Annotated in this window: 20 protein-coding genes; 12 read left to right on the top strand and 8 right to left on the bottom strand. The window is 36.3% G+C overall.

Translation table 11 applies throughout. The features are described from left to right. Positions 1–72 precede the first annotated feature (72 nt). The 3 genes from secDF to IPM92_07095 all read left to right on the top strand — a co-directional run bounded on the left by secDF (position 73) and on the right by IPM92_07095 (position 6,126). Positions 73–3,153, top strand: coding sequence for a protein translocase subunit SecDF (secDF, locus tag IPM92_07105; GenBank protein ID MBK9108145.1), 3,081 nt, complete (start codon positions 73–75; stop codon positions 3,151–3,153). Between the two features lie 140 nt (positions 3,154–3,293). Beyond that, positions 3,294–5,246: an OmpA family protein gene (locus IPM92_07100; GenBank protein MBK9108144.1), complete on the top strand. Its 1,953-nt coding sequence runs from the start codon at positions 3,294–3,296 to the stop codon at positions 5,244–5,246. A 34-nt stretch (positions 5,247–5,280) separates the two neighbouring features. After that, entirely contained in the window at positions 5,281–6,126 is an 846-nt protein-coding gene (locus IPM92_07095; GenBank protein ID MBK9108143.1) for a mechanosensitive ion channel, read from the top strand. A gap of 14 nt (positions 6,127–6,140) precedes the next feature. Here IPM92_07095 and IPM92_07090 read toward each other — a convergent pair whose 3' ends face one another. Continuing rightward, entirely contained in the window at positions 6,141–6,458 is a 318-nt protein-coding gene (locus IPM92_07090) for a 2Fe-2S iron-sulfur cluster binding domain-containing protein (GenBank protein MBK9108142.1), read from the bottom strand. A 28-nt stretch (positions 6,459–6,486) separates the two neighbouring features. After that, positions 6,487–7,488, bottom strand: a complete 1,002-nt coding sequence (locus IPM92_07085) for an NAD(P)/FAD-dependent oxidoreductase (protein MBK9108141.1) — start codon at positions 7,486–7,488, stop codon at positions 6,487–6,489. A gap of 176 nt (positions 7,489–7,664) precedes the next feature. Here IPM92_07085 and IPM92_07080 point away from each other — a divergent pair, with 176 nt between their 5' ends. The 5 genes from IPM92_07080 to IPM92_07060 all read left to right on the top strand — a co-directional run bounded on the left by IPM92_07080 (position 7,665) and on the right by IPM92_07060 (position 13,510). Further along, entirely contained in the window at positions 7,665–9,344 is a 1,680-nt protein-coding gene (locus tag IPM92_07080) for a DUF1800 domain-containing protein (GenBank protein MBK9108140.1), read from the top strand. 13 nt (positions 9,345–9,357) lie between these two features. Further along, on the top strand, positions 9,358–10,338 hold the full coding sequence (locus IPM92_07075; protein MBK9108139.1) for a DUF1501 domain-containing protein: 981 nt from the start codon (positions 9,358–9,360) through the stop codon (positions 10,336–10,338). Continuing rightward, entirely contained in the window at positions 10,335–10,910 is a 576-nt protein-coding gene (locus IPM92_07070; GenBank protein ID MBK9108138.1) for a T9SS type A sorting domain-containing protein, read from the top strand. The genes IPM92_07075 and IPM92_07070 overlap by 4 nt, the downstream gene beginning before the upstream one ends. Positions 10,911–11,282: 372 nt before the next feature. Beyond that, complete coding sequence (locus IPM92_07065) at positions 11,283–12,173, top strand: nucleotidyltransferase (protein ID MBK9108137.1); 891 nt, start codon at positions 11,283–11,285, stop codon at positions 12,171–12,173. Between the two features lie 161 nt (positions 12,174–12,334). Then, complete coding sequence (locus tag IPM92_07060; protein ID MBK9108136.1) at positions 12,335–13,510, top strand: hypothetical protein; 1,176 nt, start codon at positions 12,335–12,337, stop codon at positions 13,508–13,510. A 126-nt stretch (positions 13,511–13,636) separates the two neighbouring features. Here IPM92_07060 and IPM92_07055 read toward each other — a convergent pair whose 3' ends face one another. Next, a complete protein-coding gene (locus IPM92_07055; GenBank protein ID MBK9108135.1) occupies positions 13,637–13,990 on the bottom strand; it encodes a DUF3276 family protein in 354 nt (117 codons plus the stop codon). A gap of 33 nt (positions 13,991–14,023) precedes the next feature. Beyond that, the gene (locus tag IPM92_07050; protein MBK9108134.1) at positions 14,024–15,790 is read right to left on the bottom strand and encodes an ABC transporter ATP-binding protein; all 1,767 of its coding nucleotides are present in this window, start codon (positions 15,788–15,790) and stop codon (positions 14,024–14,026) included. A 75-nt stretch (positions 15,791–15,865) separates the two neighbouring features. Between IPM92_07050 and fbp the strand changes: the two genes are divergently transcribed. Then, on the top strand, positions 15,866–16,852 hold the full coding sequence (fbp, locus tag IPM92_07045) for a class 1 fructose-bisphosphatase (protein MBK9108133.1): 987 nt from the start codon (positions 15,866–15,868) through the stop codon (positions 16,850–16,852). On the opposite strand, the gene IPM92_07040 is transcribed toward fbp, so the two are convergent. The 3 genes from IPM92_07040 to IPM92_07030 form a co-directional block, all read right to left on the bottom strand. Then, positions 16,853–17,746: a helix-hairpin-helix domain-containing protein gene (locus tag IPM92_07040; protein ID MBK9108132.1), complete on the bottom strand. Its 894-nt coding sequence runs from the start codon at positions 17,744–17,746 to the stop codon at positions 16,853–16,855. Continuing rightward, a complete protein-coding gene (locus tag IPM92_07035) occupies positions 17,730–19,334 on the bottom strand; it encodes a ComEC/Rec2 family competence protein (GenBank protein ID MBK9108131.1) in 1,605 nt (534 codons plus the stop codon). Before IPM92_07035 ends, IPM92_07040 begins: the two co-directional genes overlap by 17 nt. A gap of 371 nt (positions 19,335–19,705) precedes the next feature. Further along, the gene (locus IPM92_07030) at positions 19,706–21,802 is read right to left on the bottom strand and encodes a hypothetical protein (protein MBK9108130.1); all 2,097 of its coding nucleotides are present in this window, start codon (positions 21,800–21,802) and stop codon (positions 19,706–19,708) included. 247 nt (positions 21,803–22,049) lie between these two features. Here IPM92_07030 and IPM92_07025 point away from each other — a divergent pair, with 247 nt between their 5' ends. The 3 genes from IPM92_07025 to bshB1 all read left to right on the top strand — a co-directional run bounded on the left by IPM92_07025 (position 22,050) and on the right by bshB1 (position 25,389). Next, a complete protein-coding gene (locus IPM92_07025) occupies positions 22,050–23,312 on the top strand; it encodes an asparagine synthetase B (GenBank protein ID MBK9108129.1) in 1,263 nt (420 codons plus the stop codon). 242 nt (positions 23,313–23,554) lie between these two features. Beyond that, a complete protein-coding gene (locus IPM92_07020) occupies positions 23,555–24,613 on the top strand; it encodes a ketoacyl-ACP synthase III (GenBank protein MBK9108128.1) in 1,059 nt (352 codons plus the stop codon). An 11-nt stretch (positions 24,614–24,624) separates the two neighbouring features. Continuing rightward, a complete protein-coding gene (gene bshB1 / locus IPM92_07015; GenBank protein MBK9108127.1) occupies positions 24,625–25,389 on the top strand; it encodes a bacillithiol biosynthesis deacetylase BshB1 in 765 nt (254 codons plus the stop codon). Between the two features lie 117 nt (positions 25,390–25,506). Here the strand turns inward: bshB1 and IPM92_07010 are convergent, their stop codons facing one another. After that, positions 25,507–26,127 (bottom strand): hypothetical protein, encoded by a 621-nt coding sequence (locus IPM92_07010; protein ID MBK9108126.1) that lies wholly within the window; start codon positions 26,125–26,127, stop codon positions 25,507–25,509. Positions 26,128–26,240: the final 113 nt, after the last annotated feature.

Below are 26,240 nucleotides of genomic sequence, written 5' to 3'. Positions count from 1 at the left end.
GAATATCCTCCATTTCTTCGCTGGAAGCACTATATTTGCGGAGTTTTTGAAAAAAGTAAAGTAATACAGTATATGTTTGAAAAAGGAATCGTCAAGTGGCTGCTCATTGCAATCGTTCTTGTTTGTTTGTTGCAGTTTGTTTATTATTTACCAACGAATAAGGTTGAAAGACAGGCAGCAGAATACTCGCTAAATGTAACCGGAGGAATAGAAGATGAAACTTCCCGGCAAGCTGCTCAAAAAGTGGCCCGGGTAAAGTATCTCGACTCTATTTCCAGCGAAAAAATATTTAGCATTCCTTTGATTAAGGAATTTACCTACCACGATCTTAAAAAGCAACAATTGGCTTTGGGTTTGGATCTCAAGGGCGGAATGAGTACCATTCTTCAAATTGATTTATCAGATCTCATCATTTCATTAGCTGGAAACTCATCAGATCCTGCTTTTCGGAAAGCTATTGCCAATGCCAATGATCGCATGCGCAACAGCCAACAAGATTTCATCAGTCTTTTTGTCGAAGAATTTAAAAAAGAATCAAACGGTAAAAGTTTGGCTTCCGTTTTTTCGAGAGGTGCATCCTTAAAAGATCGAGTAAACTTTGAGACATCAGATTTAGATGTTGCAAGGATTTTGCGCGAGGTGGCTAATGAGACGGTAGATCTTACCTTTAAAAGGTTAAAAGACAGGATCGATAAGTTGGGTGTGACCCAACCTAACGTATCTCTTGATAAAACCAGAGATATGATCGTAGTCGAACTTCCGGGAATCGATAATCCCGAAAGAGCTCGTAAATATCTTCAAGCCAGCGCCAAATTAGAATTCTGGGATGTCTACCGAAATTCTGATCCCGGCGTTTTTGATGGCATCGTGAATGCTGATAAAAAATTGGCGGCTATTGACAAAGGAGATACGACTTCAACTCAAGCTGACTATACTTTAGTTGACCGCTATGATTATACCCGTGACTCATTAGGAAATCCGATAGACTCAGTTAAAATTGGTACCGATACTATTAAGTCAGATCCGCTTACAGAAAAAGGACCGCTTTTGGCTGTATTCTCGCCAACTAGCCCTGCTGCCGGTTATACGGCTATTATTGGTTCTGTTGAAAAATCAAATAGATCGCGATTTATTGAATTGGTCAACAGACCGGAAGTAAAGGCTGTATTTCCATCAGATCTAGAATTTAGAATTGAGGCAAAACCTTATAAGCTCCAAGGCGAAACCAAGCCTTCCAATAATTACAATGTATATGCCATCAAGAAAAAACCGGGAGTTTCTACGGCGCCTCTAGATGGTGAGAGAATAGCCAGAGCTTCCGCAAATCCAGACAATTTGACTGGAGAGGTAGTGGTTTCCCTGGCCATGGATAATAAAGGCTCCAAAATTTGGGGCGAAATGACTACCCGTGCAGGAAATGACAATAAACGTGAGATTGCCATAGTGCTTGATGATGAAGTAGTTTCATGTCCAAGTGTTCGCGAGCCTATTTTAGGCGGTAATTCTCAGATATCCGGTAATTTTACAATCGATGAAGCTAAAGATCTTGCAAATATTTTGCAAGTTGGTAAACTTCCGGCAAAGACCAGAATTGTTCAGGAGTCTTTGGTGGGTCCTTCCTTAGGTAAAGAAAACATCAGCAAATCATTATGGTCCATTATCGGTGGATTTTTACTGGTCATGGCTTTTATGGTTATTTATTACACTTCAAGTGGTTTTGTTGCGATTCTAACTTTATTGCTCAACGTATTGTTTATTCTGGCGACACTCGCTTCTTTTGGAACTGTACTTACCCTGCCTGGTATCGCAGGTCTCGTATTGACGATGGGTATGGCCGTTGATGCCAACGTCGTTATTTATGAACGTATCAAGGAAGAACTTGCAGCGGGACGCGTGCTTATGGATGCCATTAAAGAAGGATTTGCACACTCTTATTCTGCCATTATTGACTCTAACGTAACGACAATTTTAACTTCCATAGTCTTATTCATATACGGTTTAGGTCCTATTAAGGGATTTGGTATCGTTTTGATCATAGGTATTATTTTCTCTTTGTTTACTGCAGTCCTGGTTTCAAGATTGATTCTCGACTGGTGGGTTGGCGTAAAAGGTAACTCTATTTCTTTTGCCAGCAATTTGACAGCACGTGCCTTTAAGAACGTAAACTATGATTGGGTGGGCAATCGTAAATATGCCTACATATTATCTGCCGCAATGGTGATTATTAGCCTGGTATCTTTTTTTACCAGAGGTTTCGAACTTGGCGTTGAATTTAAAGGGGGGTATTCGTATAATGTCACTTTTGAAAAAGATGTGGATGCAGAAAACATACGGCAGGCTTTAACAAAATCCTTTGGAGGAAATCCGATCGTAAAAAGTGTAGATACCCGTAACACATTCAATATCACAACTTCTTATTTGATTAATGATAATGCCCCGGATGCAGCTGAAAGAGTCAATCAAAAATTATTTGAAGGAATTAATGAAATGAGTGGTGGCAATTTAAAATACGAGGATTTTATAAATAATGAGTTTTCCGGGACTCACATTGCCTCGTTTAGTCAGGTAGGGCCCATCATTGCAGATGATATCAAAAGTTCTGCGATTAAATCGATTATTATTGCCCTTCTCGTTATTTTCGTTTATATCCTATTCCGATTTTATAAATGGCAATACAGTGCCGGAGCGGTCATTGCTTTAGCGCATGATGCCATTATTACGCTTGGCGCTTTTTCGCTTTTACACGGAGTGTTAAATTTCTCCATGGAAGTGGATCAGGCACTTATCGCCGCCTTGCTAACAGTCATTGGATACTCCATCAACGATACAGTAATTGTATTTGATAGGATCAAAGAACATTTGGGTTTTGAATCTCAAAAATCAGATAGGGAATTGATCAATGAAGCAGTTTCATTGACATTATCAAGAACGGTAAATACCTCATTGGCGACGCTCTTGACAATCATTATACTTTTCTTGTTCGGAGGAGCCAGTACAAAAGGTTTTTGTTTTGCATTGGTGGTAGGGATCATTGTAGGTACTTACTCATCAATTTTTGTGGCCACTCCTATTATTGTCGACTTAAAGACAAATCTAAAGTATGCAGCTAAAAAGATCAAGGCAAAGACGAGCAAACAACTTTTAAAAGTTTAAACAACAAATAATTAAAACCCCTTGCTTATCAAGGGGTTTTTTGTTTATTTTTGAAAGTCGGAATTAGAGATTAGTTCTTTCCATACACTTAGCGAACGATTAAACGTTAATCTTGTTTGATATGAACGGAATGCTTTGATATGCTTTTCAAATATATATTTGCGATATTCATAATTGTCTTTTGCGGGTGTAATTATCAGTATAAAATCCGGACAGGCGATCAGGCCTTTGAGGTCAAACAGTATGCTAAGGCAGCATCGATGTTTAAACTGGAATTTACGGAAACTTCCACAGAATCTGTTAGAGCCGAAAAGGCTTATAAATTGGGTTTATGTTCGAAATTTACCGGCGATTACCAGCAATCCTTGCACTGGTTTCGCACAGCTTATGATTTAAATTTTGGTCCGGACGCTTTGCGTGAATACGCCATAGCGCTTAAAAATAATGGGGAGTATGAAGCAGCTGCAAATGCCTTCCAATTATATGGCGATGAAATTAAAAGTCCGCTGGAAGTACGCAAAGAAATAAGCATTTGTAAACTTATGCAACAATGGGAACAGTCCCCATCTAATTATCTGTATAGTATTGTTGAGTTACCTGAAGTCAATGGTGAAGGAAGTTCATATGGCTATCAGCGCTTTTTGCCGGATGAATGGATGTATGTTTCAGAAAAGTGGAATACCCAAAATAAAAGCCAAAATAAATTTGAGTGGACAGGAAGACCATTTTCAGACCTCATGGTAAAATCGCAGAATTCCAATGTCGTGGGTTCTATTTTTAATTCGGCTTTCAATGAAGGAGCCTTTTCTTATTCCCCAGTTTCAGATAAATTATATTTTACGCGATGTGACAAAATTATTCAAGGCAAACAATTTTGTAAAATATATGAATCAATTAGAACCAAGGATACATGGTCAACTCCGGAAGAACTTATTATGTTTGAGGAGGCATCCAATCAGATGCATCCGGCAATGCATGCCTCTGATTCCATTTTTGTCTTTAGCTCGGATCATCAAGATGGTCTTGGTAAATTCGACTTATATTATGTTTTAAAAAATGGCGATGAATGGTCTGATCCAATCAATTTTGGTGAGTCTATCAATACAGAATTTGACGAAGTATTTCCTGTCTGGAATGGGGACACGCTTTATTTTAGTAGTTCAGGTTTAGTTGGAATGGGCGGTTTAGATCTGTATAAAACACATTTTTCTTCACAGAACACTTGGTCGCCACCCATCAATTTAAAAAATCCAATCAATTCAGAGTCTGACGATTTTCACTATTACATTGACCAAAACGCGAATCTTGAAGAAAATGAATTACAAAAGGCTTATTTCTCATCCAATAGAACCGGCTCTGGCTTGGATAAAATTTATCAAGTTATTACGAAAGAAAAAATATTAAATCAGGAATTGCCTAAGAAAGAACCATACAAATTTGATATCATCGCAAAGATCAGGTTTTTGGAACCTGGAAGTTATACTGGTTCTGTTGAAAAAATATTGGATAGCATTAATTTGGTGGACAAAAAGAGTAAATCTAGTTTCTCTACGACATCCAATAAAGTATTAACTCTAAAATTACTAGCGGAACAAACGTATGAATTCGTAGTTGGCAAACCCGGTTATTTAAACAGAGATATTTCATTTAGTTCTCCCGCTAAACCTGACTTAGATCGGGATAGCATCCTTATTTTAAATATGGATTATGAATTAATTCCGGTCGTTTACAACAGAGAATTTTTATTAAAAGAATTGTATTATGATTTTGACAAATGGGAAATTCGGGAAGATGCCATTCCTGCATTGCAAAATTTAATGGATATCATGCAAAAAAATCCAAAAATTGTAGTGCTGATTGGATCGCATACCGATTGCATAGGAATGAATGATTATAATCTGAATCTTTCTGAAAAACGAGCAAAGTCTGCAGCAGATTGGTTAATAATGAAGGGAATACAGAAGGAACGAATAGCAGGAAAAGGTTTTGGAGCTACGAATCAGGCCATAAATTGTAAGTGTACAGATTGCACAGAGGAGCAACATCAGGCTAACAGACGATCCACATTTCAATTAATTCCACCAAAAAACTAAGGGAATGTTTATTTTGCAGAGCTAATTATAAAGCATGATCGCATTTAAATTTTTATTTAAAATTATTGTCCTTCTGGTCATAATTGCTCTTAAAGAAGGCCTTGGTAGTGAAATGCTTGAAACCTGGATTGATCAATCCGCTTTTTTTAGATCCTTACTGAATTTTGGCATTTTTTGGCTTTCTTTAAATGTGGTCATTAGGTTAACACAATACATCTATAGAAAGCGGAAAAAACTAGGCCATAAATATTCTGATAATGTCATTATTGGTCTGCGAAATATTTATTATTTACTTACCGTCATGGCATCATTTTTTCTGATGATTGGCATGTTTGGATTGCATCCAAAAGAGCTTTTAACTGCTTTGAGTATTGTCGCTGCAGCGCTTGCTATTATTTCAAAAGAATTGGTCATGGATGTTATCTGTGGCATCAATTTCAGCTTTTCAAGGGATATCGCAATAGGTGATTATGTTAAAATAAATGATAAAGAGGGGCGAGTCCATGATCTCAATATTCATAAAATTGTTTTATCCAATAATAATCAATTAATTAATATACCAAATTCATCAGCATATTTTAGTGATATTATCAACTATAGCAGTAAAGAAAATTTTTGTTTGAATATGGAGTTGGATTTGCCGGTTTCGGTCGTCAACAAAAGGCAACAATTAGATCTTATCATTCAAAAGGCTAGCCGGGATCTGGTTCCAGAGATGCTTATTAATGAAATTCAGATTCATCTTTCAAAACTCACAAAGGATACAGTTTCCTTGAGCATTGATTTTAATTTTAAACATGCAGATAAATCAATTTCTTTACCTAAACTAAAAGATAAAATTCTACTTGAAGTATTGAAAATGATGGATGTCTCAAAATAAATAGAACTGAGAAATTAATCTGCAGCCAGTTCACAAATAAGGCCATCTAACAATTCTGAAACCGGTAATTGGCAAGATAATCTTGAATTTTCAGCACTGTTGGGCAGGCTATCTAATAATTGTGCCTCTTCAGGTTTAATGTCGGGTAGGGAATTTGCAGAATGAACGAAAATATGACAGGATGCACAAAGAGCCATTCCACCACAGGTTCCTAATACTGGAAGTTCGCATGCTCTGAATAACTCCATCAGTGAGTAAGCGGGATCATTGGGCAATTCAAGTTCGTGAATTTCCTTAGTTTTATCTATAACTTTTATCCTGATATAATCCATTGAGCAGTTAAATTAATAACGGGCAGGTTTAGAATTTGTTGATTCCGGTGACCGTTGTATATTTAAAACTTGGCTTTTGACCCTTGTGAATAATTTTATATGCTGATTGAACGGCAAGGGTTGCTTCATGGAATCCGCATAGGATCAATTTTAGTTTTCCTTCATAAGAATTGATATCACCCACTGCAAATATTCCTGGCACATTGGTACTATAGTCAATTGAATTTACGAGTATTGCATTCTTATCTACATTTAAACCCCATTCGGCAATAGGTCCTAACTTGGGACTGAGGCCGAACAATGGTAAAAACTGATCACAGATAACATCCCATTCCTCTTGCTCATTTTTGATAGTTAAGGATTGCAGAGCTACATTCCCATGCAATTTTGTTACTTCTGCATTAAGATGTAAATGCACTTTGTTCTGATTTACCAACTCACTTAATTTTGAGATTGATTCAGGAGCAGCTCTAAATTCACTTCTGCGATGAATGAGGGTGAGCTTTTCAGTGATCTCTGCTAAAAAAATGCACCAATCTAATGCACTATCACCACCTCCAGCAATTACTACATTCTTGTTTCTGAATAATTCAGGGTCTTTGATAATATAATGAACTCCTTTATTTTCGTATTCGCTGATGTTTTCGATTTCGGGTTTACGGGGTTCAAAACAACCCAAACCTGCTGCAATGATGATCACAGGGGCCTCAATCTCTGAGCCAAGAGAAGTTTTTATTTCAAAAATACCATCTTCCCTTTTAAGCAAATGATCCACGCGTTCACCGAGTGTAAATTTTGGATTAAAAACAGAGATTTGCTCCATCAAATTAGCTATTAAATCCTTTGCAAGAATAACCGGATGGCCCGGAATATCATAAATAGGTTTTTTAGGATAAATTTCAGCTAATTGACCACCTGGAGATGGCAAATAGTCAATTAAATGACATTTGAGCTTGAGCAAGCCTGCTTCGAAAACCGTGAATAATCCACAAGGTCCTGCACCTATGATGACAATATCTGTTTTTTCCATACGATTCAGGCGGCAAAGCTACATAAAATGATGTCCGCCAAACCTTTGATATTCAAGAGAATTTTAACTTTCAGATTAATATTTTAACCATATCTTTAGTTTTTATTAAACTTTTAAATGTAGAATGAGTCTACATCATATTATGTTTTTATTTCTTACACTATAAGACTATTAAAATGGACAGAAGAGCCACATTAAAGAAATTTTTTGGAGTAGAATCTGCTGCTTTATCGGGCATGAGGCTCCAGGAAGAAGCACTACCTGTGGGAGGCGGATTAAATCCGTTTTCAGGAACGTGGAATTATGCCGCGGCCGCCCACTTATTGAGAAGGGCCATGTTTGGGCCCAGCCACGCACAAATTGAAAAAGCCGTCCAGGATGGGCTTGAAAAAACACTGGATCTTCTATTTACGCCACAAGCGAAACCTATGCCACCTGTACTTTATGGCGATTCACCGGATGATCCTGATTTAAAACTGGGAGACTCGTGGGTCGACAAAAAATTACATCCTGAAGTCCAGGCACTTGCAAATTTTAAGGAAAATTCACTTTATTCCTGGTTGTTGCAATTAATTTTTAACGAGGGAGTTTCTGTTACCGAAAAAATGACTTTGTTTTGGCACAACCACTTTGTCGTATCTGAGATTTTTGATCCCAGATATAGTTATGATTATATCACACTCTTGCGTGAAAATGCTTTGGGTAATTTTAAAGAATTGACTAAAAAAATTACGGTTGATAAGGCGATGCTCATTTACTTAAACGGCGCTCAGAACCTTAAACGCGCTCCAAATGAAAATTATGCAAGAGAGCTGATGGAGCTTTTTACGTTAGGCAAAGGTGATCTGGCAGGTCCTGGAGATTATACTACTTTTACAGAACAAGATGTACTTGCTTTAGCCAAAGCCCTCACTGGTTGGGTCATCAGAACGGATAGGATGGATGAATCGTTTTATCCTTATGTGGAATTTATTCCAACTCAACATGACACGAGCGTTAAGCAATTGTCTCATCGTTTTGGCGGAATAACAATAGCGAACGCTAATGCAAAGGAATATGAAAATGTAGTGGACATCCTATTTACAAAAAGGGAAGCAGCTACATTTATTTGCAAAAAATTATACCGCTATTTTGTTTACTATAAAGTGAGTCAGGACATTCAAAATCAAATCATCGAAGGTTTGGCAGATCTATTAATTGCCAATGATTTTGAGATCGCTCCGGTAGTTAGAACATTATTGGCCAGTGATCATTTTTATACAGATGAAGCACTTGGTTGTTTAATACGGATGCCTTATGAGTTTGTATTCAATACAATTAAAACGATGGGATTGAATGTACCAACAGACATTCCTGGCAAATACAATGTATTTCTGGATTTATACAGAAGTACTGCGGGGATGGAACAAGTTTATTTCAATCCCCCAAGTGTAGCAGGTTGGACACCTTACTACCAGGAACCCAACTATCATGAGATTTGGGTTAATTCTGTGACACTTCCCATAAGAAATGCCTTCACAACGGTCCTGGCCAACAAAGCGAAGAGAATTCGCAACATTCAAGGGATCTTGTTTGGACTCGACCTTATTGGTTATGTTGAGAAATTTGCGAATCCCGGAAATGCTACAGCCCTTATAGACGATGTAGTCAACCATTTGCTGCCAAAAGCTATTGAAGCCAATCAAAAAGCATTTTTAAAAGCTAAGCTGCTTGGACAAAGAAGTGAAGCACAATGGACTTCAGATTGGAATGCTTATAAAGCAAATCCTTCACAAGCAACGAGAACGGCCGTTGAAAACAGGCTAAAACCGTTATTCGTTTCCCTATTATCAATGCCTGAATATTATTTAAGTTAAAATAAATAGTACTATGAAAAGAAGGTCTTTTATTCAGCTCAGTTCAGCTGCAACCATACCCATGCTTATCAATGGAATTCCTGTAGGAGCCGTTGCACGCAATTCCTTTTTGGATTTTGTAAATCCGGACAACGATCGCATCTTAGTTCTGATCCAAATGACAGGAGGAAATGATGGTCTCAACATGGTGCTTCCATTAGATCAATATCCAAATCTTGACATTGCGAGAAACAAAATTCTAATTAAAGAAACATTGGGTCTCAAACTTCGAGATGATCTTGCATTGCATCCATCCATGGGATCCTTAAAAACAGTTTTTGATGCCGGTAAACTTCGCCTTATTCAATCTGTTGGTTATCCTAATCAAAACAGATCACATTTCAGATCTACTGATATATGGACCTCAGGTTCCAGTGCAGAAAAGATGGAACCAAGGGGTTGGTTAGGTAGATATTTTTATAATGATCATGCATCATTTCCGGGAGGTTATCCAAATAGTGATTTTCCAGATCCGCTTGCTATCACAATTGGTTCCTTAGTCTCACAAACTTGTCAAGGACCTGTTGCCAATTTTAGCCTCGCCATTAATGATCCTGCAACAATGGCGATTCTGGAAGAGCCGGAGTTCGCTACAAATATTCCGTCTACCAATTATGGGAATGAATTAAAGTATTTAATGGATACTTTTAAGCAGACCAATGATTATACAGATGTTATTAAAGACGCTTTTGACGCTGCTGGAGGTTCTATAGCCACTACAGGTAATCCGTTGTTGGATCAACTGAATATCGTGGCACAATTGATTAAAGGTGGCATGAAGACGAAAGTATACGTTGTGAGTATAGGCGGTTTTGATACCCATTCTGCGCAATGTGATCCTGATGATCATGAGATCGGTGCACATGCAACTTTGTTGCAAAGAGTTTCAGACGCAATTGCCGGATTTCAATCGGAAATTGAAAAATCTGGCAATGAAAAAGAGTTGTTGGAATGACCTTCTCTGAATTTGGAAGGAGAATTAAAGCAAACGATTCTACAGGTACTGACCATGGTTCAGCAGCTCCGCTTTTCCTATTCGGGAACTGTGTGAATCCGGGAATTCTTGGTACAAATCCGGTCATTACCAATAATGTAGGAAATGATGAAGGCGTAGCTATGCAATATGATTTCCGTTCTGTTTATGCCTCAATTTTAATTGATTGGTTTGAGTTAGCTCCATCTATTGTCAGTGAAATTTTATTTGCTGAATTTCAAAAACTTCCCATCATTGAAGGATGCTCGCCTGTAGCTACAGATGAGCAGAATAAGGACTTTAATTTTGTGTTTAATACTTATCCTAATCCGGCTGATCGGAAAGTAAATTTATCTTTTGAATCTGCAAACGAATTTATCCGAATCAGCGTGTTCGATCCTTTGGGTTCTGAAGTTAAATTATTGTATTCAGGAAGAATGCAAAGCGGTCAGCATCAAATGGAATTGCTTATCGAGGATTTAAAACCGGGTAATTATTTTATTCGCCTGGCATCAGACCATGCCCAAAATACGAAACTGCTGGTAAAACTTTAATGAGAATTTACTCCTGAATTTTTCAGAAGTAATTGAAATCTATAAACCCGAGGTTTTAAAAATTAAAAACCTCGGGTTTTTTTATGTATACATTATAACGGTGATAGCTTCCAACCGGATTTTTAAAACGTCTGCTTCGTTTATTAGAATATATTCCAAGTTCTATTCTTTTGGTATTCAGCTCTGCTACCTGCATTTGAATACCTGATTTCCATATTTTGATTTGGCGATTATTTGATGTTCTAACACTTTACTAAATATTCACTTTGCATAATGCAAATAAGGTAAAGCTGAGGCCTGAACCAGTACTTCTGCTCAAGACCTTTAGCTTGATTCCATTTTTTATTAATATTGCAATTAATTCGGAATTGCATGTTACAAAAGAAACCTTGTTTATTAATATTAGCAGCGGGTATGGGCAGTCGGTATGGCGGCCTAAAGCAAATGGATGTTTTTGGACCCGGTGGACAGACTATTATGGACTTTTCAATTTATGATGCGAAGTTGGCAGGTTTCGAGCAGGTCGTGTTTGTCATAAGAAAATCTTTTGCGGATGCTTTCATAGCGCAAATGAAGCAAAAATGGGAAGATAAGATGCAACTTGATTTTGTTTTTCAGGAAACGGATGATATTCCTCCTGTGCATGTGAAAATTAATAACCGCGATAAGCCCTGGGGAACTGCTCATGCTGTTTGGGTAGCCAGAGATGTTATCAACGGACCTTTTGGTGTTATAAATGCAGATGATTATTATGGACGTGAAGCCATGAATATGCTATATAAAGAGTTGCTTGATGATAAACAGTATTCTCTGGTAGCATATCCTATTTTAGATACCTTATCTGAGCATGGGACTGTCAATAGAGGGGTATGTAAAGTGGATGAACAAGGACATCTTTTGGCTATTAAAGAATGTAAAAACATAGAGCCTTATCCTAAAATTGCATACCTGGAAAATGGTATGAAAATCGAATTATCGGAAACTAGTATGGTATCCATGAATATGTGGGCGCTTAGGTCTGATTTCTTTTGTTGGGCTGAAGTTTATTTTAAGGAATTCCTGATTGCTAAAGGCAATGAGCAAAGCTCCGAATTTTATATCCCAGATGTAATTCAGCGACTTATGCAGGAAGAGCAAAAAATAATTAGTGTCGTAAATTCAGGTTCTAAATGGTATGGAGTTACTTACCAGGAAGATAAACCCATAGTCGAAACTGCTTTTTTGCAAATGATCCAAAATGGCCTATATCCTAAAGTCATGTAATTTGTGGAATGAGAATTAAATTTTTTGTACATTCGTATTGATTCTGGACTACGGTTTTGCTGAGCGTGTATCTTTTGTAATTCAATTTTACCAAAGCAATGAAAGAACAGTTTAAAAATTATATACTTTGGCTGGGCTTTACTTTTATGAATTACTGCGGAATGAGCCAGCATCTAACGCATCAAGTTTCCTTTAATTCTTCTTCTCCATCTGCATATTGTGAATACGCTATGCATGAAGAAAAATTGAAGTCTTATGTGACTGATAAAATTAAAAATTCCAAAACTTTGCTGTATTCCAGATCCGGTTCAGAAAATATGGATATCAGATTCTATATTGACACAAGTTACGAACGCAGGAGAACAGGCGATTATTCGCATAATGATAGTATTGTAAATTACCTCAATGTTCTCGTTAACGCAGTACAAAATGACTTTAATTTAGCTGCTCCAAATTGGGATATAGTTATTGAACCGGAATATGTTTTCTTTGATGGAGCTACACCATTTTCTTACGGTTCGACTATTGTCGAAACTTTTTTAAATTTTTTTGATTGGATCGACAGCCAAGGCTATCCTGGAATGCGCGATACTTATGTATTTTATTCTGGTCAATATACAAATCAAGGGATTGCCTTTTTAGGCACCTTGTGTTTGCCAGGAGGAGCCATGGTTGGCTATGTTCAGGATCAAGCTTCAAATGAAGATTTATCATCTCACGAGTGGATTGGACATTGTGCCAATTCGTCCCATTTTGATGGAGAAATAAATATTATGAATTCTATTGCTCATCGGCCCTGGAACGCCCCAAGCATAGCAATTATTGAAGATTATCTCGAAAACCAAAACTGTGTTATAAATGCTCAAGTAGAACTGGATCTTGAAATTGAAGATTTTAATCTTGTTTTGGATGGAAACAAAGTAATATTGAATTGGAAATCATTCGGAGATTACACACAGATGAAAATCGAAAGAAAAAGGGAAGAACATAATTGGCAAAAAATCTTTGAATTAAAGAAAACTGATGTTGAGACGATTTCAACTTATAGCGATTATCTGGAAAATACTGCAACTTATTTTTATCGTTTAATTTTCAAATTTGATGATGGAAGTGAGTTATATAGTGATATTCGAAAACTCAACTTTGAAGGCGGAGAAATTTTGAGCATTGTCGGAAACAAATTAAAAAATCCAAAGAGAAGAATTGTAAACGTTATAGATATGATGGGCCGCTGTATTTGGATTTTTGATCAGCCTGATTTTGATTTGGATAAATTGAAGACAAAAGGACTTTACTTTTTTAAAGCTGGATCAGAGACCATTCGCTGGGTACATTAAAGCTAAAATAATCGATGTGCAGATTAGAGGGTAGGCGTAGTATAGGATATTGATATTAGGCCTTTGGTAATTATTTGTGTAATTCTGAAATTTGTAAATTCATTTTCATATTAAATTCCTTTGGAACTACCAGTTGGGTTCGCTATGATCATCAGCAGCACCGGCGTTTTTACTGTTTTGCCACTCTTCTTCTCTTTTGGCAAATGCATCATAATCGTAATCAGGCATGTATTTAGTTTTGATTTGATCAACCACTTCTTGAAGGTTTTCAACAAACCTATTAAAATCTTCTTTGTAAACAAAAATTTTATGCCGATCATAACCATCACTGTCGAATTTCTTGGTGCTTTCAGTAATGGAAATAAAATAATCGTTAGACTTTGTTCTGCGAATGTCAAAGAAGTAAGTTCTACGTTTTCCGGCCTTAAGTTTTTTGGAAAAAATATTGTCAATATGTTTGTCCCCTTCCACAGTTAAGATTTTTATTCTATGGTAAAAATACTCATTTTTGGATTATTGCTGATATTTATTCTGATTTTCAATGGTATATAGAGTATTGAAAAGTCCAGATTCCGATACGAGTTTATCAAAACTTCCTTCTTGAACCAGGACACCATGATCCAGCACATATATATAATCTAAGAATCGGGTTTGTTTGATCCTTTGAGTGATGAACAACAGGGACCGGCCATTGAGACTTGATTCAAGATTGTTGAGAAACCGGAGCTCTGTTTCAGAATCAACTGCCGAAAGGCAATCATCCATAATAACCAGTTTTGAATCCTTCAGAAGAGCTCTGGCAAGGCCAATTCGTTGTTTTTGGCCACCAGATGTATTGACTCCTCTCTCACCGAGTATAGCCTGGTAACCTGATGCGAAGCCCTCAATATCGTCATGTACCAGCGCAGTTGTGGCTGCCTGTTGTATGCTTGCTTGAGATGTTCCAGGACTACCAAATTTAATGTTCTCATGTACAGTATCCGAAAACAGGAAAAGATCTTGCGGGACATATGACACCAAAGATCTTACAAAATGAGCTTGAATAGAGTTTAATGGTTTTTCACCAACATTTAATTGGCCTTGATCTGCATCATAAATTCGAAGTAACAATTCTGCTATCGTTGTTTTCCCGGAAGCCGTGCGACCTACCAAGCCTACTTTTTGCCCGGGCCGGATCACCAAATTAATATTTTTTAAAGCTTTGATCCCTGAATCGGGATAGGTAAAGCAAACATTTTGAAATTCAAACTCAGGTACTTCATTCGGTTCATACTTTTCGCCAATGTTGCTGAGTTTTGAAGTAGTTGCCAAAAACTGATTGATTCTTTTTTGTGAGGCCTCAGCCTGTTGAATGATAGACGCACACCAACCAATCGCTGATACAGGCCATGTTAGCATGGTAACATATATCACAAACTCAGCAATGTTTCCTGCGGTTACACTTCCATTGTACACATTCAATCCACCTACATAAATGGTTATAAGGGTAGATAAGCCAATGAGCAGTAACATACTCGGAAAAAACAATGCATCAATTTTAGTAAGTGACAGATAATCTGATTTATACTTTAAAGCTGCATTTCCAAAATCCTGATTCCAGGATTGTTCTGTAGCATATGATTTAACAATCCGGATCCCGCTAAACGATTCCTGGCTTTTGGTGGTAAGTGCAGCGAGTTGTTCTTGAATCACTTCACTTTTACGGTGAATTTTATCACTGACCTTATAAATGATATACGAAAGTATCGGCAAAGGCAGCAATGTAAATAAAGATAGTTTGGCGTTTACATTAAACATCGTAATGATAACAATGAGTACGAGGCTTATCAGGTTGATTCCATATAAAAGTGCAGGGCCTAAATACATTCTGACTTTATTGACATCTTCCACAATTCGGGACATGAGGTCGCCGGTTTTATGCTGCTTAAAAAATGTGGCATCCAAAGTCAAATAATGTTTAAATATTTCACTTCTAAGATCATATTCTATGAGTCTTGACATTACGATGATTGTTTGTCGCATCATAAACATAAAAAGCCCCATCAACACTGCAAAAAGCAAAATGTAGAACCCAAATTTCATAAGCGATTGAATCAGCAAATTTGCATTACGTGCCTCTGGAGCTAGTTCAACAAATGCTAAAATCTCATTGAGAGCTTCGCGAATCGCTTGTGGCTGAAGAACCCTAAAAATATTTGATAAAACCACAAACAGAATACCTAAAAAAAGTTTGCTCTTGTACTTCTTAAAATATTTATTTAATGTTAAAAGCTGTTTCAATACTTGTGATTCAAAGTTGTAAAGGTAATTCAATTCATTTCACCATAATTCTTAACTTTATCAGAAATTTGGCGGATGAACAGAAGGATAACCCTTGATGAATTTGTAATTGAAAATCAAGGAACTATAAAAGATGCGGGTGGGGAATTCAGCGACCTTTTGCGGCATATTGGGATTGCAGGTAAAATAATTAACAGAATTGTCAATAAAGCCGGCTTAATGGATATTTTAGGGGTAGATGGAAATGTTAATACCTCCGGTGATACTGTTCAGAAACTTGATATTTTTTCAAATGATCTCATGATTGAGTATTTAAGAAATAGCGGGGTTTGCGCAGGAGTAGCCTCTGAGGAACTAGAAGATTACATTTCATTCGACAATGTTATCAATCGCAAACATAAATATGTAGTAATGGTGGATCCTTTAGATGGATCCTCAAATATTGATGTAAACATTAGTGTAGGCACTATATTCGGTATTTATAAGCGGATATCTGAAGCAGGTCAAGCTTTAGAACTAAGTGATTTTCTACAAAGGGGCCGCAATCTTGTTGCAGCTGGATATATTTTGTATGGTACATCCACGATGTTAGTTTATTCTACAGGTTACGGTGTCAATGGATTTACTTATGATCGTGGAATCGGTGAATTCTGTTTGAGTCACAGAGATATGAAAATTCCGAATAATGGAAAAATTTATTCCATCAATCAGGGTTACTATAGGCAATTCTCTCAAGGTATGCAGAATTATGTAAGTCATTGTGCCCATCAGGAAATGATGTTGCGTTATATTGGCTCCATGGTAGCAGATGTGCATAGAACACTTTGTCTTGGTGGAATATTCCTTTATCCTTCAACTTCCAAAAACATTGATGGGAAATTGCGAATGCTCTATGAATGTAATCCTATGGGTTATGTCATTGAACAAGCTGGAGGAATTTGTGTAAATGAACGAGGTGAAAATATTTTAGATTTAGACATCGAGAAACTTCATCAAAGATCCCCGGTTATTATTGGATCAGCGGAACTTGTTCGCTCGGCCTTAAAATTTTTGACAGCCTGATTAGGGTCCCTGGCAGTAAAAATACCGGCTTAATTTATGAAGTTGCAGACTATCTTTGATGATGTGTTGCAGATCTTTTATATCTTTTATAACTCCATGTTGTTCCCGATATTTAAAGATGAGTTTTGCATTTTTATATTTAAGATATGGGTGTTTTGCAAGTGTATCTAGAGGCGCAGTTTGGATGGATATTCTTTGATGAGGTATTTGCAAATACAATCGGGATTCAATCCGCGCATAAATGCTGTCATGCATACCAAATACTTCCTGGATTTGTTTTAATTCATAATACCCGCCTAATGCAGTTCTATAGTTGATGATTCTGTACGCAAGTTTATATTCAAGATTTAGTTTATAAATCAATTCCTTTACATTGATTGCGTTAAGATCATATGTCAGCTGTTGTTTAATTTTGGGATGCTTGGATAAAACTTTTTCTTTTGGTGGTTGTATATGAATCATAGATTTCAATCGCTCATAAACCATTGAATCCATGCCATAAATATTCTTAAACTGTTCTGAAGTTTTAATAATGCCTCCTTTATTCAAATATTTCTGAAGATTGGTGTATGCTTTTTTAGGTATTCCGAGCTTGGTAGCATTCTCTGAAGTTAATTGATTTGGATTGAAGCGGAAACGCACATAGTCGACCCGTTCCGTTTTGTATTTATTCAGTTGCTGATGATCTATTTGGGGCTTCCATTTTATAGATGAGTCGGATTCAGTAATTCCAAAATTTATGGAATCTGGATATTGCTCAGTGCGATATTTATTGATATACATTCTTGTCATTATAGGCGTTGCTACATATAATGTACAGCAAAGAATCAAGGCCTGAATTCCCGACATTTCAGTTTTACTGAGGTAAAATTTATGTTTACTTGGAGGATTCATCTAATGGAAATAATTCGATTTGCCCAAAAGAATTTTGATGAGTGCTGATCAGTTTTTGATAGCTACTATCTTGGATGGCAACTGCATATTTGCTTTTTAAATATTGCAAAACAAGTTCTGATTTTATGATCCGGAATTCATTTATATATTTTCGTTTTAAATAAAGATCTAATGATGGATTTTTTAATTTGCTCTTATAACATTTCCCTGATTCCAATAATAGAAATTCTGCTTTAAACTTATTTGGGATGATAATCAGTTCTGAACTTTTAAATGTGCTTACTTCTCTTGTCAGATATTGAATGGATCCTAGCGCTTGAATGAAGAACATAAGCATGCCGTATTTTAGTTGATGAGTGCTTAAGTACTTGTAAAAAACGAATAAAACCGCAAAGTATAAAATGCAATCTGTGGCTTCAAACCAGTTATGTTCTAAACTTGCATAAGGGAAATCGTTGATGATCTGAAGTGCTTTCAGTCCCACACGCACAATGAATTCCGTTAAGTACATGAGATGGTATGTGAGATGATGACTGATCGGATTTATACAACAAATGAGAATCCCGCTTAACATGAGCACAGGAGTAATAGGAGCCCATATCAAATTTGTCAATAAAAAATATAAAGGAAAAGTATGAAAATGATATAAACATATTGGGGTAATGATGAGCTGAACTCCCAGCGATACAGAAATAGTCGACCACATAAATTGGCCGAGGCGCGTTGAAGGTAATAGGATCCGTTGCGTAAATTTGGAGAGCCAAAAAATGCCCAATAATGCAAAGCAGGATAACTGAAACCCAATATCTTCTAGGTTTCCTGGGTGGATGAAAACTAATATACTTGCTCCGGCAAACAGTATGTTGATGGGTTGCGTATTCCGCTTAAATAGCCTTGAAATTTGGAATAAGCTTAACATTAACGCAGATCTGCAAACTGCAACGCCAAGGCCAGTGATCAATGTGTATATCCAAATAATCAACAAAACAGTGAGTATTTCAAATCTGTAGGAAATCGGTATTCCAATCTTGCGAAGTTGCTTAAAGAAGTAAACGAGTATGAAATAAAAAATTCCCAGATGCATTCCAGAAACAGCTAGTATATGTGATATTCCACCTATTCTAAAAGCTTCTTTTATGCTCTTTTCCATGGAAGATTTGTCACCTAGTAGCAATCCCGTTAAGAGCTGTGCAGTCAGGGGAAATTGTGTGTGTTGTTCAAATTGGGTTTTAAAATAATAAGAAATAACTTGAGCGCTTCGAATAGTTGACCATTTGCTCATTTGGCGAACTGAAAAAGTACTATCAATTGTGTTTGCTTTTAAGTAAATTTGATTTTGCATTAAGTATCGGTCGAATGGCTTTATGTAGCGGCTTGGAGTTTCTTGTATTTTTATTAAATTGAGTTGCATTTTTACAGTATCACCGAAAAGAACTTCTGGTGGAAGTTGTTTATTCCCATCAGTGATTTGCAATTTTACTGGAACTCTTTGATAACTTATAATTCCAGTATATAAATTGCGGTTCAAATATTGAGTATTGTTTTTTATGACAACATCATAAATTCCCGATAACTGATCTGGAATCATTGAAGCTAATTTTCTGATGTCATGATGGTATTCAAAGATTCGGAAGCAGAAAATACAAAACAAACTACTCACCATTAAAAGAGCTCGTACTTTTTTGAAATACTCAAATTGCGCAATAAATAGAAGTATAAGAGAGGCTGCAAATAATTGATAAATGAAACATTCACTAGGTATCAAATATTTACTTAACAGATAAGCCAGTAAGAGTTGTAAAAATATATAAACAAAAGGCCTTGCAAGTACAAATTGCAACATAGGGTGTTAATAAATTATAGGAATAAAATTAAGAGCAAAAAATCCTGCCTGCGTATATTTGAAGGACTACCTTTTATACACCAGCGATCATTTATTCAGTCTCCGTGTTTAGTTATTTAATAACTTCCCCAGTATCTTCGTAAAAACCACTCCGTTGCGAGTAAGATAAAGGCCAACAGAAATATCCATTTGGAATCTATGATGGGTTTGCTCTCTAAATTATAGTAAAGCGTGGGTTTGTGCAAATTCGATGTTTGAAGTTCGTTTTGTAAAGCAGAAATCTCTGTTGGATAGTAAGATTTTGCACCTGACTTTGAGGCTATGTTTTTGAGAAGGGAATGGTCAGCTGTTGTGGTTGAGGTTTCCAAATCATAGTTTGATATTGCTATGCGTCCTTCTTGTTTAAATTCCTTTTGATTCCAGGATAATTTTGCTGTATACTTATACTCGCCGGGTTCGAACGAACCACAATTGAGGGTGTAAAAATCTAATTCCTTTGAAAAAACAAAGGGGTATAAATTGCCATTGAAGTCCGATAAGCTCAGCTGAAGATCTGCATCATTTATTCTTGCCAAATTATCATTATAAAATTCAGCTTTAAAACTGATGTTTTCACCAGAGCCAAATAATGTCTTTGCAGGTTTAACCCTCAATCTTCGGTCATCAGCTTTTGTGCTTACAAATTGAATTGTCTTAGAAATGAGTTCATCAACCATTAAACTGGTTTGGGTGGTATGAAATTCATTTAACCTCCATTTCCAAATGCCATCACCAAAAATAAATGCTTGTCTGAAGCCGCTTTTGTCTGAGATTGCCCATAGAGGATATTTCGTATCCACTTTGCCGATTTTTTGATAACAGAGAACATTTACAGCAGCGCTGAATTCATAATTTCCAAAGGCCGCATTTATGGGTGCAAACTTTTCTAAGTTTGACTGAAGGTTTATCGAAAGTGAAAAGCTGTAAAAATCTCTATTTAATATTGGAACCACTTCATTCATACTTTTCGTCTGGGCTTGAATGCTGATATGATCTTGCATTTTATTAAATTCATTCAGATGTGTGGCTTCCCCCAGCACATATAAAATTGGAATATTTTTATTTTGAAGTAAGGCCATTAATTTATTTGACGAATGTTGCAAACTAGGCAGTTGATGTAGAATGATTGCTTTAACATCATCCAACTTTAATCTTTGGTCAATGGAGTAGTTCGTCTCTACGATGTAATTCTTATTTGTCAGAAGTGCACTTTTCAGCGCCGCAATATCTGGATGTGGGCTGTTTGCTAAGATCAACACTTTTGTTTTGGATTCCAAAACCTGAACATAAAATTCTCGGACGTTGTTTATTTTATTGGTTTCATCAGGAAGTGTATTGGTTTCTACTTTATACCGGTATACACCTGGAGCAATTGTAGCTAATTTAAAATCGAGTGTTTTGAAATAACTATTGTCTTGTATTTGTATATTTTGCGAATTTAATAATTGCCAACTGTTATTTTTGAATTCTTTTAACTGTAGTTGAACGGTAGCATTTGCACAATTAAATGCTTTTAAATCAACTTGTGTAATAAATTCATCGCCTGCATGGATGAGTTCATTATAAAAGATATTAGAAATTGCAAAATCTTTGGATAGGGTAGTATCACCTAACATGATTGTATAAACGGGCAATTGTTTTAAGATAGAATTGTAAAGTGGATTCTTACCTTGATTATAAATGCCATCACTTGCAAGGACCATGGCCTTTACATTTCGAAGATCCAAATGGTCGGTACAATATTCTAATAAAGAGTTTATATCTGTAGAATTGCCGTCAAAACTGTCTCTGGCAATTGTGTAAACTTTGTCACTCATGTCTAAAGTTTGGATGAGAAACTCATCTTCGAGCTCTTGAATGAGTTTGTCTCTTTCTGCCAGATATTGGCTTAGCTCTGCTTTGGAATGATAGGGAATGGATCGACTACCATCCTGGGCAATTACTAATATGGGTTTAGATGAATACTCTGTTAGTTTCTTTAAAATGGGGTTTAAAAGAAGAATAAATAATAAGAAAATGCCAAAGGTCCTTAAAGCTGCTAAAAGTAACTTCTGTCCAGTAGTGCGATCTGAAAAAGCCTTATTTTTGGAATAAACCATGATGGCTATTCCAATAGATATCATAAAAAATACCAAAAGATACCAGGCTGAATATTGAAAACTAATTTGCCCCATTTTGCGTTTAAATCACAGCAAATATCCACAAATTGATTTTTTATTGAGACAAATAACCAAATATTAACTTTAAATAATTATCTTTCAGCAAGATATGTATCCAAATTCTTTAAATTCCAAAGCCTTAAATCAAATTTTGCAGCCTGGTACTGCTGAATTTCATTTAAATCCCTTATTTCCTTTCTTGACTTTGATTGAAATATTTCGAAATATTAATTTTGGAAACTTGATATGGAGACCAAAACTAATGTTGCTATTATGTCTTTTGATGCTATCAACGCTTTCATTTGCATCGTTTATTCTAATGCCTATGGATCTGAAGCAATCAAATCATCTGAAAGCTTATGGGATTACCTATTGGGTCATTGATCAGGGTGTGGAGGCATTTTGGCTTTTAAATTATAGAGGTGGGAGTTTTGTAATTCCAAATACTGCAGAATTTGAAAAAGAATGTAAAACGAGGGGAGTAAGTTATCAGGTCATTTCAGCCTCAGAATTTATCCAAATCAAATCGGATATTGCAGACCCTGAAAAAAATGAGGAAGTTATTAAATTGGAGCAAGCACCTAAAATAGCTGTTTATACTCCGGAGTTCAACGAAAAAGGTGAGCGCATACAACCCTGGGATGATGCAGTCACTTTGGCTTTAACTTATGCTGAAATACCTTTTGAGAAAATTTATGATAGGGAAATTATCGGTGGAATATTACCAAAATATGACTGGTTGCACCTGCATCACGAAGATTTTACAGGGCAATATGGCAAATTTTATAGGGGGCAACATACTCAGCCTTGGTATATAGAAAATCAGAAACGTGCTGAAAGACTTAGTAAGGAATTAGGTTTTGAGAAAGTTAGCGAATGCAAACTAGCGGTAGTTCAAAAAATCAGGGAATATGTAATTGGTGGGGGATTTATGTTTGCGATGTGTTCAGCAACAGATACCTATGATATAAGCTTAGCAGCAGCCGGATTAGATATTTGTGCGGTCGTTTTCGATGGCGATGCTGCGGATCCCCATGCTTCGTCCAAATTAAAATTTGAACCTACATTCGCTTTCCGCAATTTTACTTTGATTGAAAACCCGATGGAATATGAGTTTTCTTCCATTGACAACACTTATCAAAGGCAAGTTCAACCTGAAAATGATTATTTTACTTTGTTTGATTTCTCAGCAAAATGGGATCCAATACCCACTATGTTAACCCAAAATCATACCCGCACTGTAAAGGGATTTATGGGTCAAACTACTGCATTCAAAAAAGACCTCATCAAATCTGATGTCCTGTTGCTTGGAGAAAATAAAGCAGCTGATGAGGTACGTTACATTCATGGCAAAAACGGATATGGCACATGGACATTCTATTCAGGTCACGATCCTGAAGATTATCAACACCTTGTCGGGGATCCTCCAACTGATTTAAATTTGCATCCTAATTCTCCTGGCTACAGACTCATTTTAAATAATATATTATTTCCAGCAGCAAAAAAGAAAGAGCGAAAAACTTAATGGTTTCACGACTATAAGGATAATATAATTACTTAAAAATTCTAAAAAGTATTTTTAATATTTTCAATGGCTACAGAAAATGTTACACTTTTCTGCGTATAATTCTGCATAGCACGTAATATTTAATTGCTTATGAAATTGGTCCAAACTTCAATGTGTTAAGCCAATATTAGCTAAGATGTGTTTTTAAATCGAGTAAAATTTTGCTTTAAAGTTATCTTTACCTTGAAATGTAAAAATAAATGAAAGCAAAAATTGCCGGTATCGGATATTATGTACCAGAAAGAGTTGTGACAAATAAAGAGCTTGAAGGAATTATGGACACAACCGATGCCTGGATTCAGGAAAGGACTGGTATTCAGGAACGACGATATGGAGTACCTCATGTTGAAACCACAACAACGATGGGCGCAAGAGCTGCCGAAAAAGCGATGTCTGATGCTGGGATCACTGGTGCGGATGTAGATTTTATCATTTTTGCGACTTTAAGTCCTGACTATTATTTTCCCGGATGTTCAGTTCTCATGCAAAGAGAACTTAAAATTACAAATTGCGAAGCTGGAGCATTAGATATCAGAAATCAATGCAGTGGTTTTATATATGGTTTATCTATAGCTGATCAATTTATCAAATCCGGTCAATATAAAAACATCCTCTTAGTAGGCGCAGAAATGCATTCTATGGGTCTCGATTTTACAACCAGAGGAAGAAATGTATCAGTCATTTTTGGAGATGGTGCAGGAGCTGTCATCCTACAGCCAACAGAAGATGAGAATCATTCATTGATCAATACTGTGTTGCATGCAGATGGATCTTATGCAGAAGAATTAGCGTTTATTAACCCCGGAAGTCATGGCGGCCACCATTCGCCTGAAACTGATTTTGGTTATGAGAAAAAAGAATACGGGGGCGTATTTTTTACCCAGAAAATGTGGGATGAACAATGGGTATTTCCAACGATGAACGGACAAGTAGTTTTTAAAACTGCAGTGCAAAAATTTCCTGAGGTAATTCTGGAAGGTCTCCAAAAAGCAGGATTGCAAACCTCAGATATTCAAATGCTTATTCCGCACCAGGCTAATTTGAGGATCAGCCAATTTATTCAAAGAAAACTAAGTTTGCCGGATGAAAAAGTGTGGAATAATATTCAAAAATATGGCAATACAACAGCTGCTTCCATACCTATTGCAATGGCTGAAGCCTATGAGGCAGGTAAACTCAATAAAGGCGATTTGATTTGTATGGCTGCTTTTGGTAGTGGTTTTACATGGGGTTCTGCCTTGATGCGATGGGCTAAATAATATGCATAAAAATGATAAAAGCAAACACTTGTTATTTAAAAATCAAACCGGTTGATATTTTAGCTATAGGTGTTCATCCGGATGATGTTGAGTTATCTTGTTCGGGTACTTTACTCAAACATATGGACCTTGGGTATTCTGTTGGTGTACTGGATTTAACATTGGGCGAATTGGGAACGCGTGGCGATGCAACGCGGAGAACAATGGAAGCCATCGAAGCGTCCCAAAAAATGAACATTTCCTTCAGAACTCAGTTGAATTTAAGAGATGGATTTTTTAAAGATACGGAAGATGAAATATTAGCAATCATTCAAATCATCCGTGCTAGCATGCCCAAATTAATTCTGGCAAATGCACTCACGGATCGTCACCCGGATCATGGTCGCGCAGCTAAATTAACTTCTGATGCAGTATTTTATGCAGGACTAGCTAAAATCATTACGCTTGATGAAAACGAGAATTCGCAGCAAAGATGGAGGCCCAAAATGCTTGCACATTACGTTCAGGATTTTCAACTTGAGCCTGATTTTGTTGTAGATATCAGCCAATATATGAATGCTAAAATTGAGTTGATAAAATGTTTCGATTCGCAATTTTTTAAAGAAAATACTCCTGAACCTGATACCCCAATTTCAGGTCATGATTTCTTTGAATTCATTAAATCTAAAGCTAAAGTTTACGGTCGACCTTGCAATTTTGAATATGCAGAGGCCTTTCAACTCCAACATTATCCTGGTGTTAAGGATATTTTTTTAGGCTTTGATTTAAATAGCTAATTTTCGCTTTTTTAAGATAAATACCAATAATCATTATTCAATGATGAGAAAATAAATTGGGGTCGTGAACCCAAATTTATATTCCTGTTAATATATAGCAATTTTAGTTGAAATGATTTAATATTTTGCAATATCTGAATGGATGAGTTGCTGAATACATAATTCACGGATCATCCATAAGTCTTCGAGTTCAATGTTTTCTAATTTCGACTCTTGAATCCAATGATTTAGATAATTTTTATGCAGATTTGTTTTGAAATTAACAATATTCTCAGGCAATATTTCATGTTCAAAAATGATATCACCTGAGAATTTCCGGATATCAAAATTTGGTTTAGTAAAATCAAATATTTCGCCATGAATTTTTAAATAATTATGAGCTTCCGGTAAATAATTTAATTGGTACTTCTTCAGAATTTCTTTTACTTCAGGGGTGTTTATTTCATTCATTCTATATATGCCAAGCATAAGTCTTACTTCATCATGTTGATTTTCAGCTGCAACTGTTTTTAATAAAGCATGTTTTGAGCTGCAGGTTCCACAATGTTCAGTGAGAACGGCACCAGGATCATTTTCGTGATGGATTCGTCTGTAAGGAAGTAATTTAACATCATTACAGGCAACAAAAAAATTATGGATTCCACGATCCAAAAAGAGTTGTGTGATAGGACGACAAGATCCAGGTTTAAATTCAAATTTTAAAAAAGTATCACGAACAAATTCAGAATGAATACTCATCACCGTGGGCGTAAATAGTCGCCATACTCAACATCATTTGTATATTCATGAGATCCTAACCGAAATGAAAAGTACTTTGTACTTTTTGGATTTAACTTTTTTTCAAAAGTGCA

The organism is Saprospiraceae bacterium, from assembly GCA_016719615.1.
GTDB lineage: Bacteria > Bacteroidota > Bacteroidia > Chitinophagales > Saprospiraceae > Vicinibacter.
Note: the sequence above shows the minus strand (reverse complement) of the source record. Positions and strands in the feature narration are given on the sequence as shown.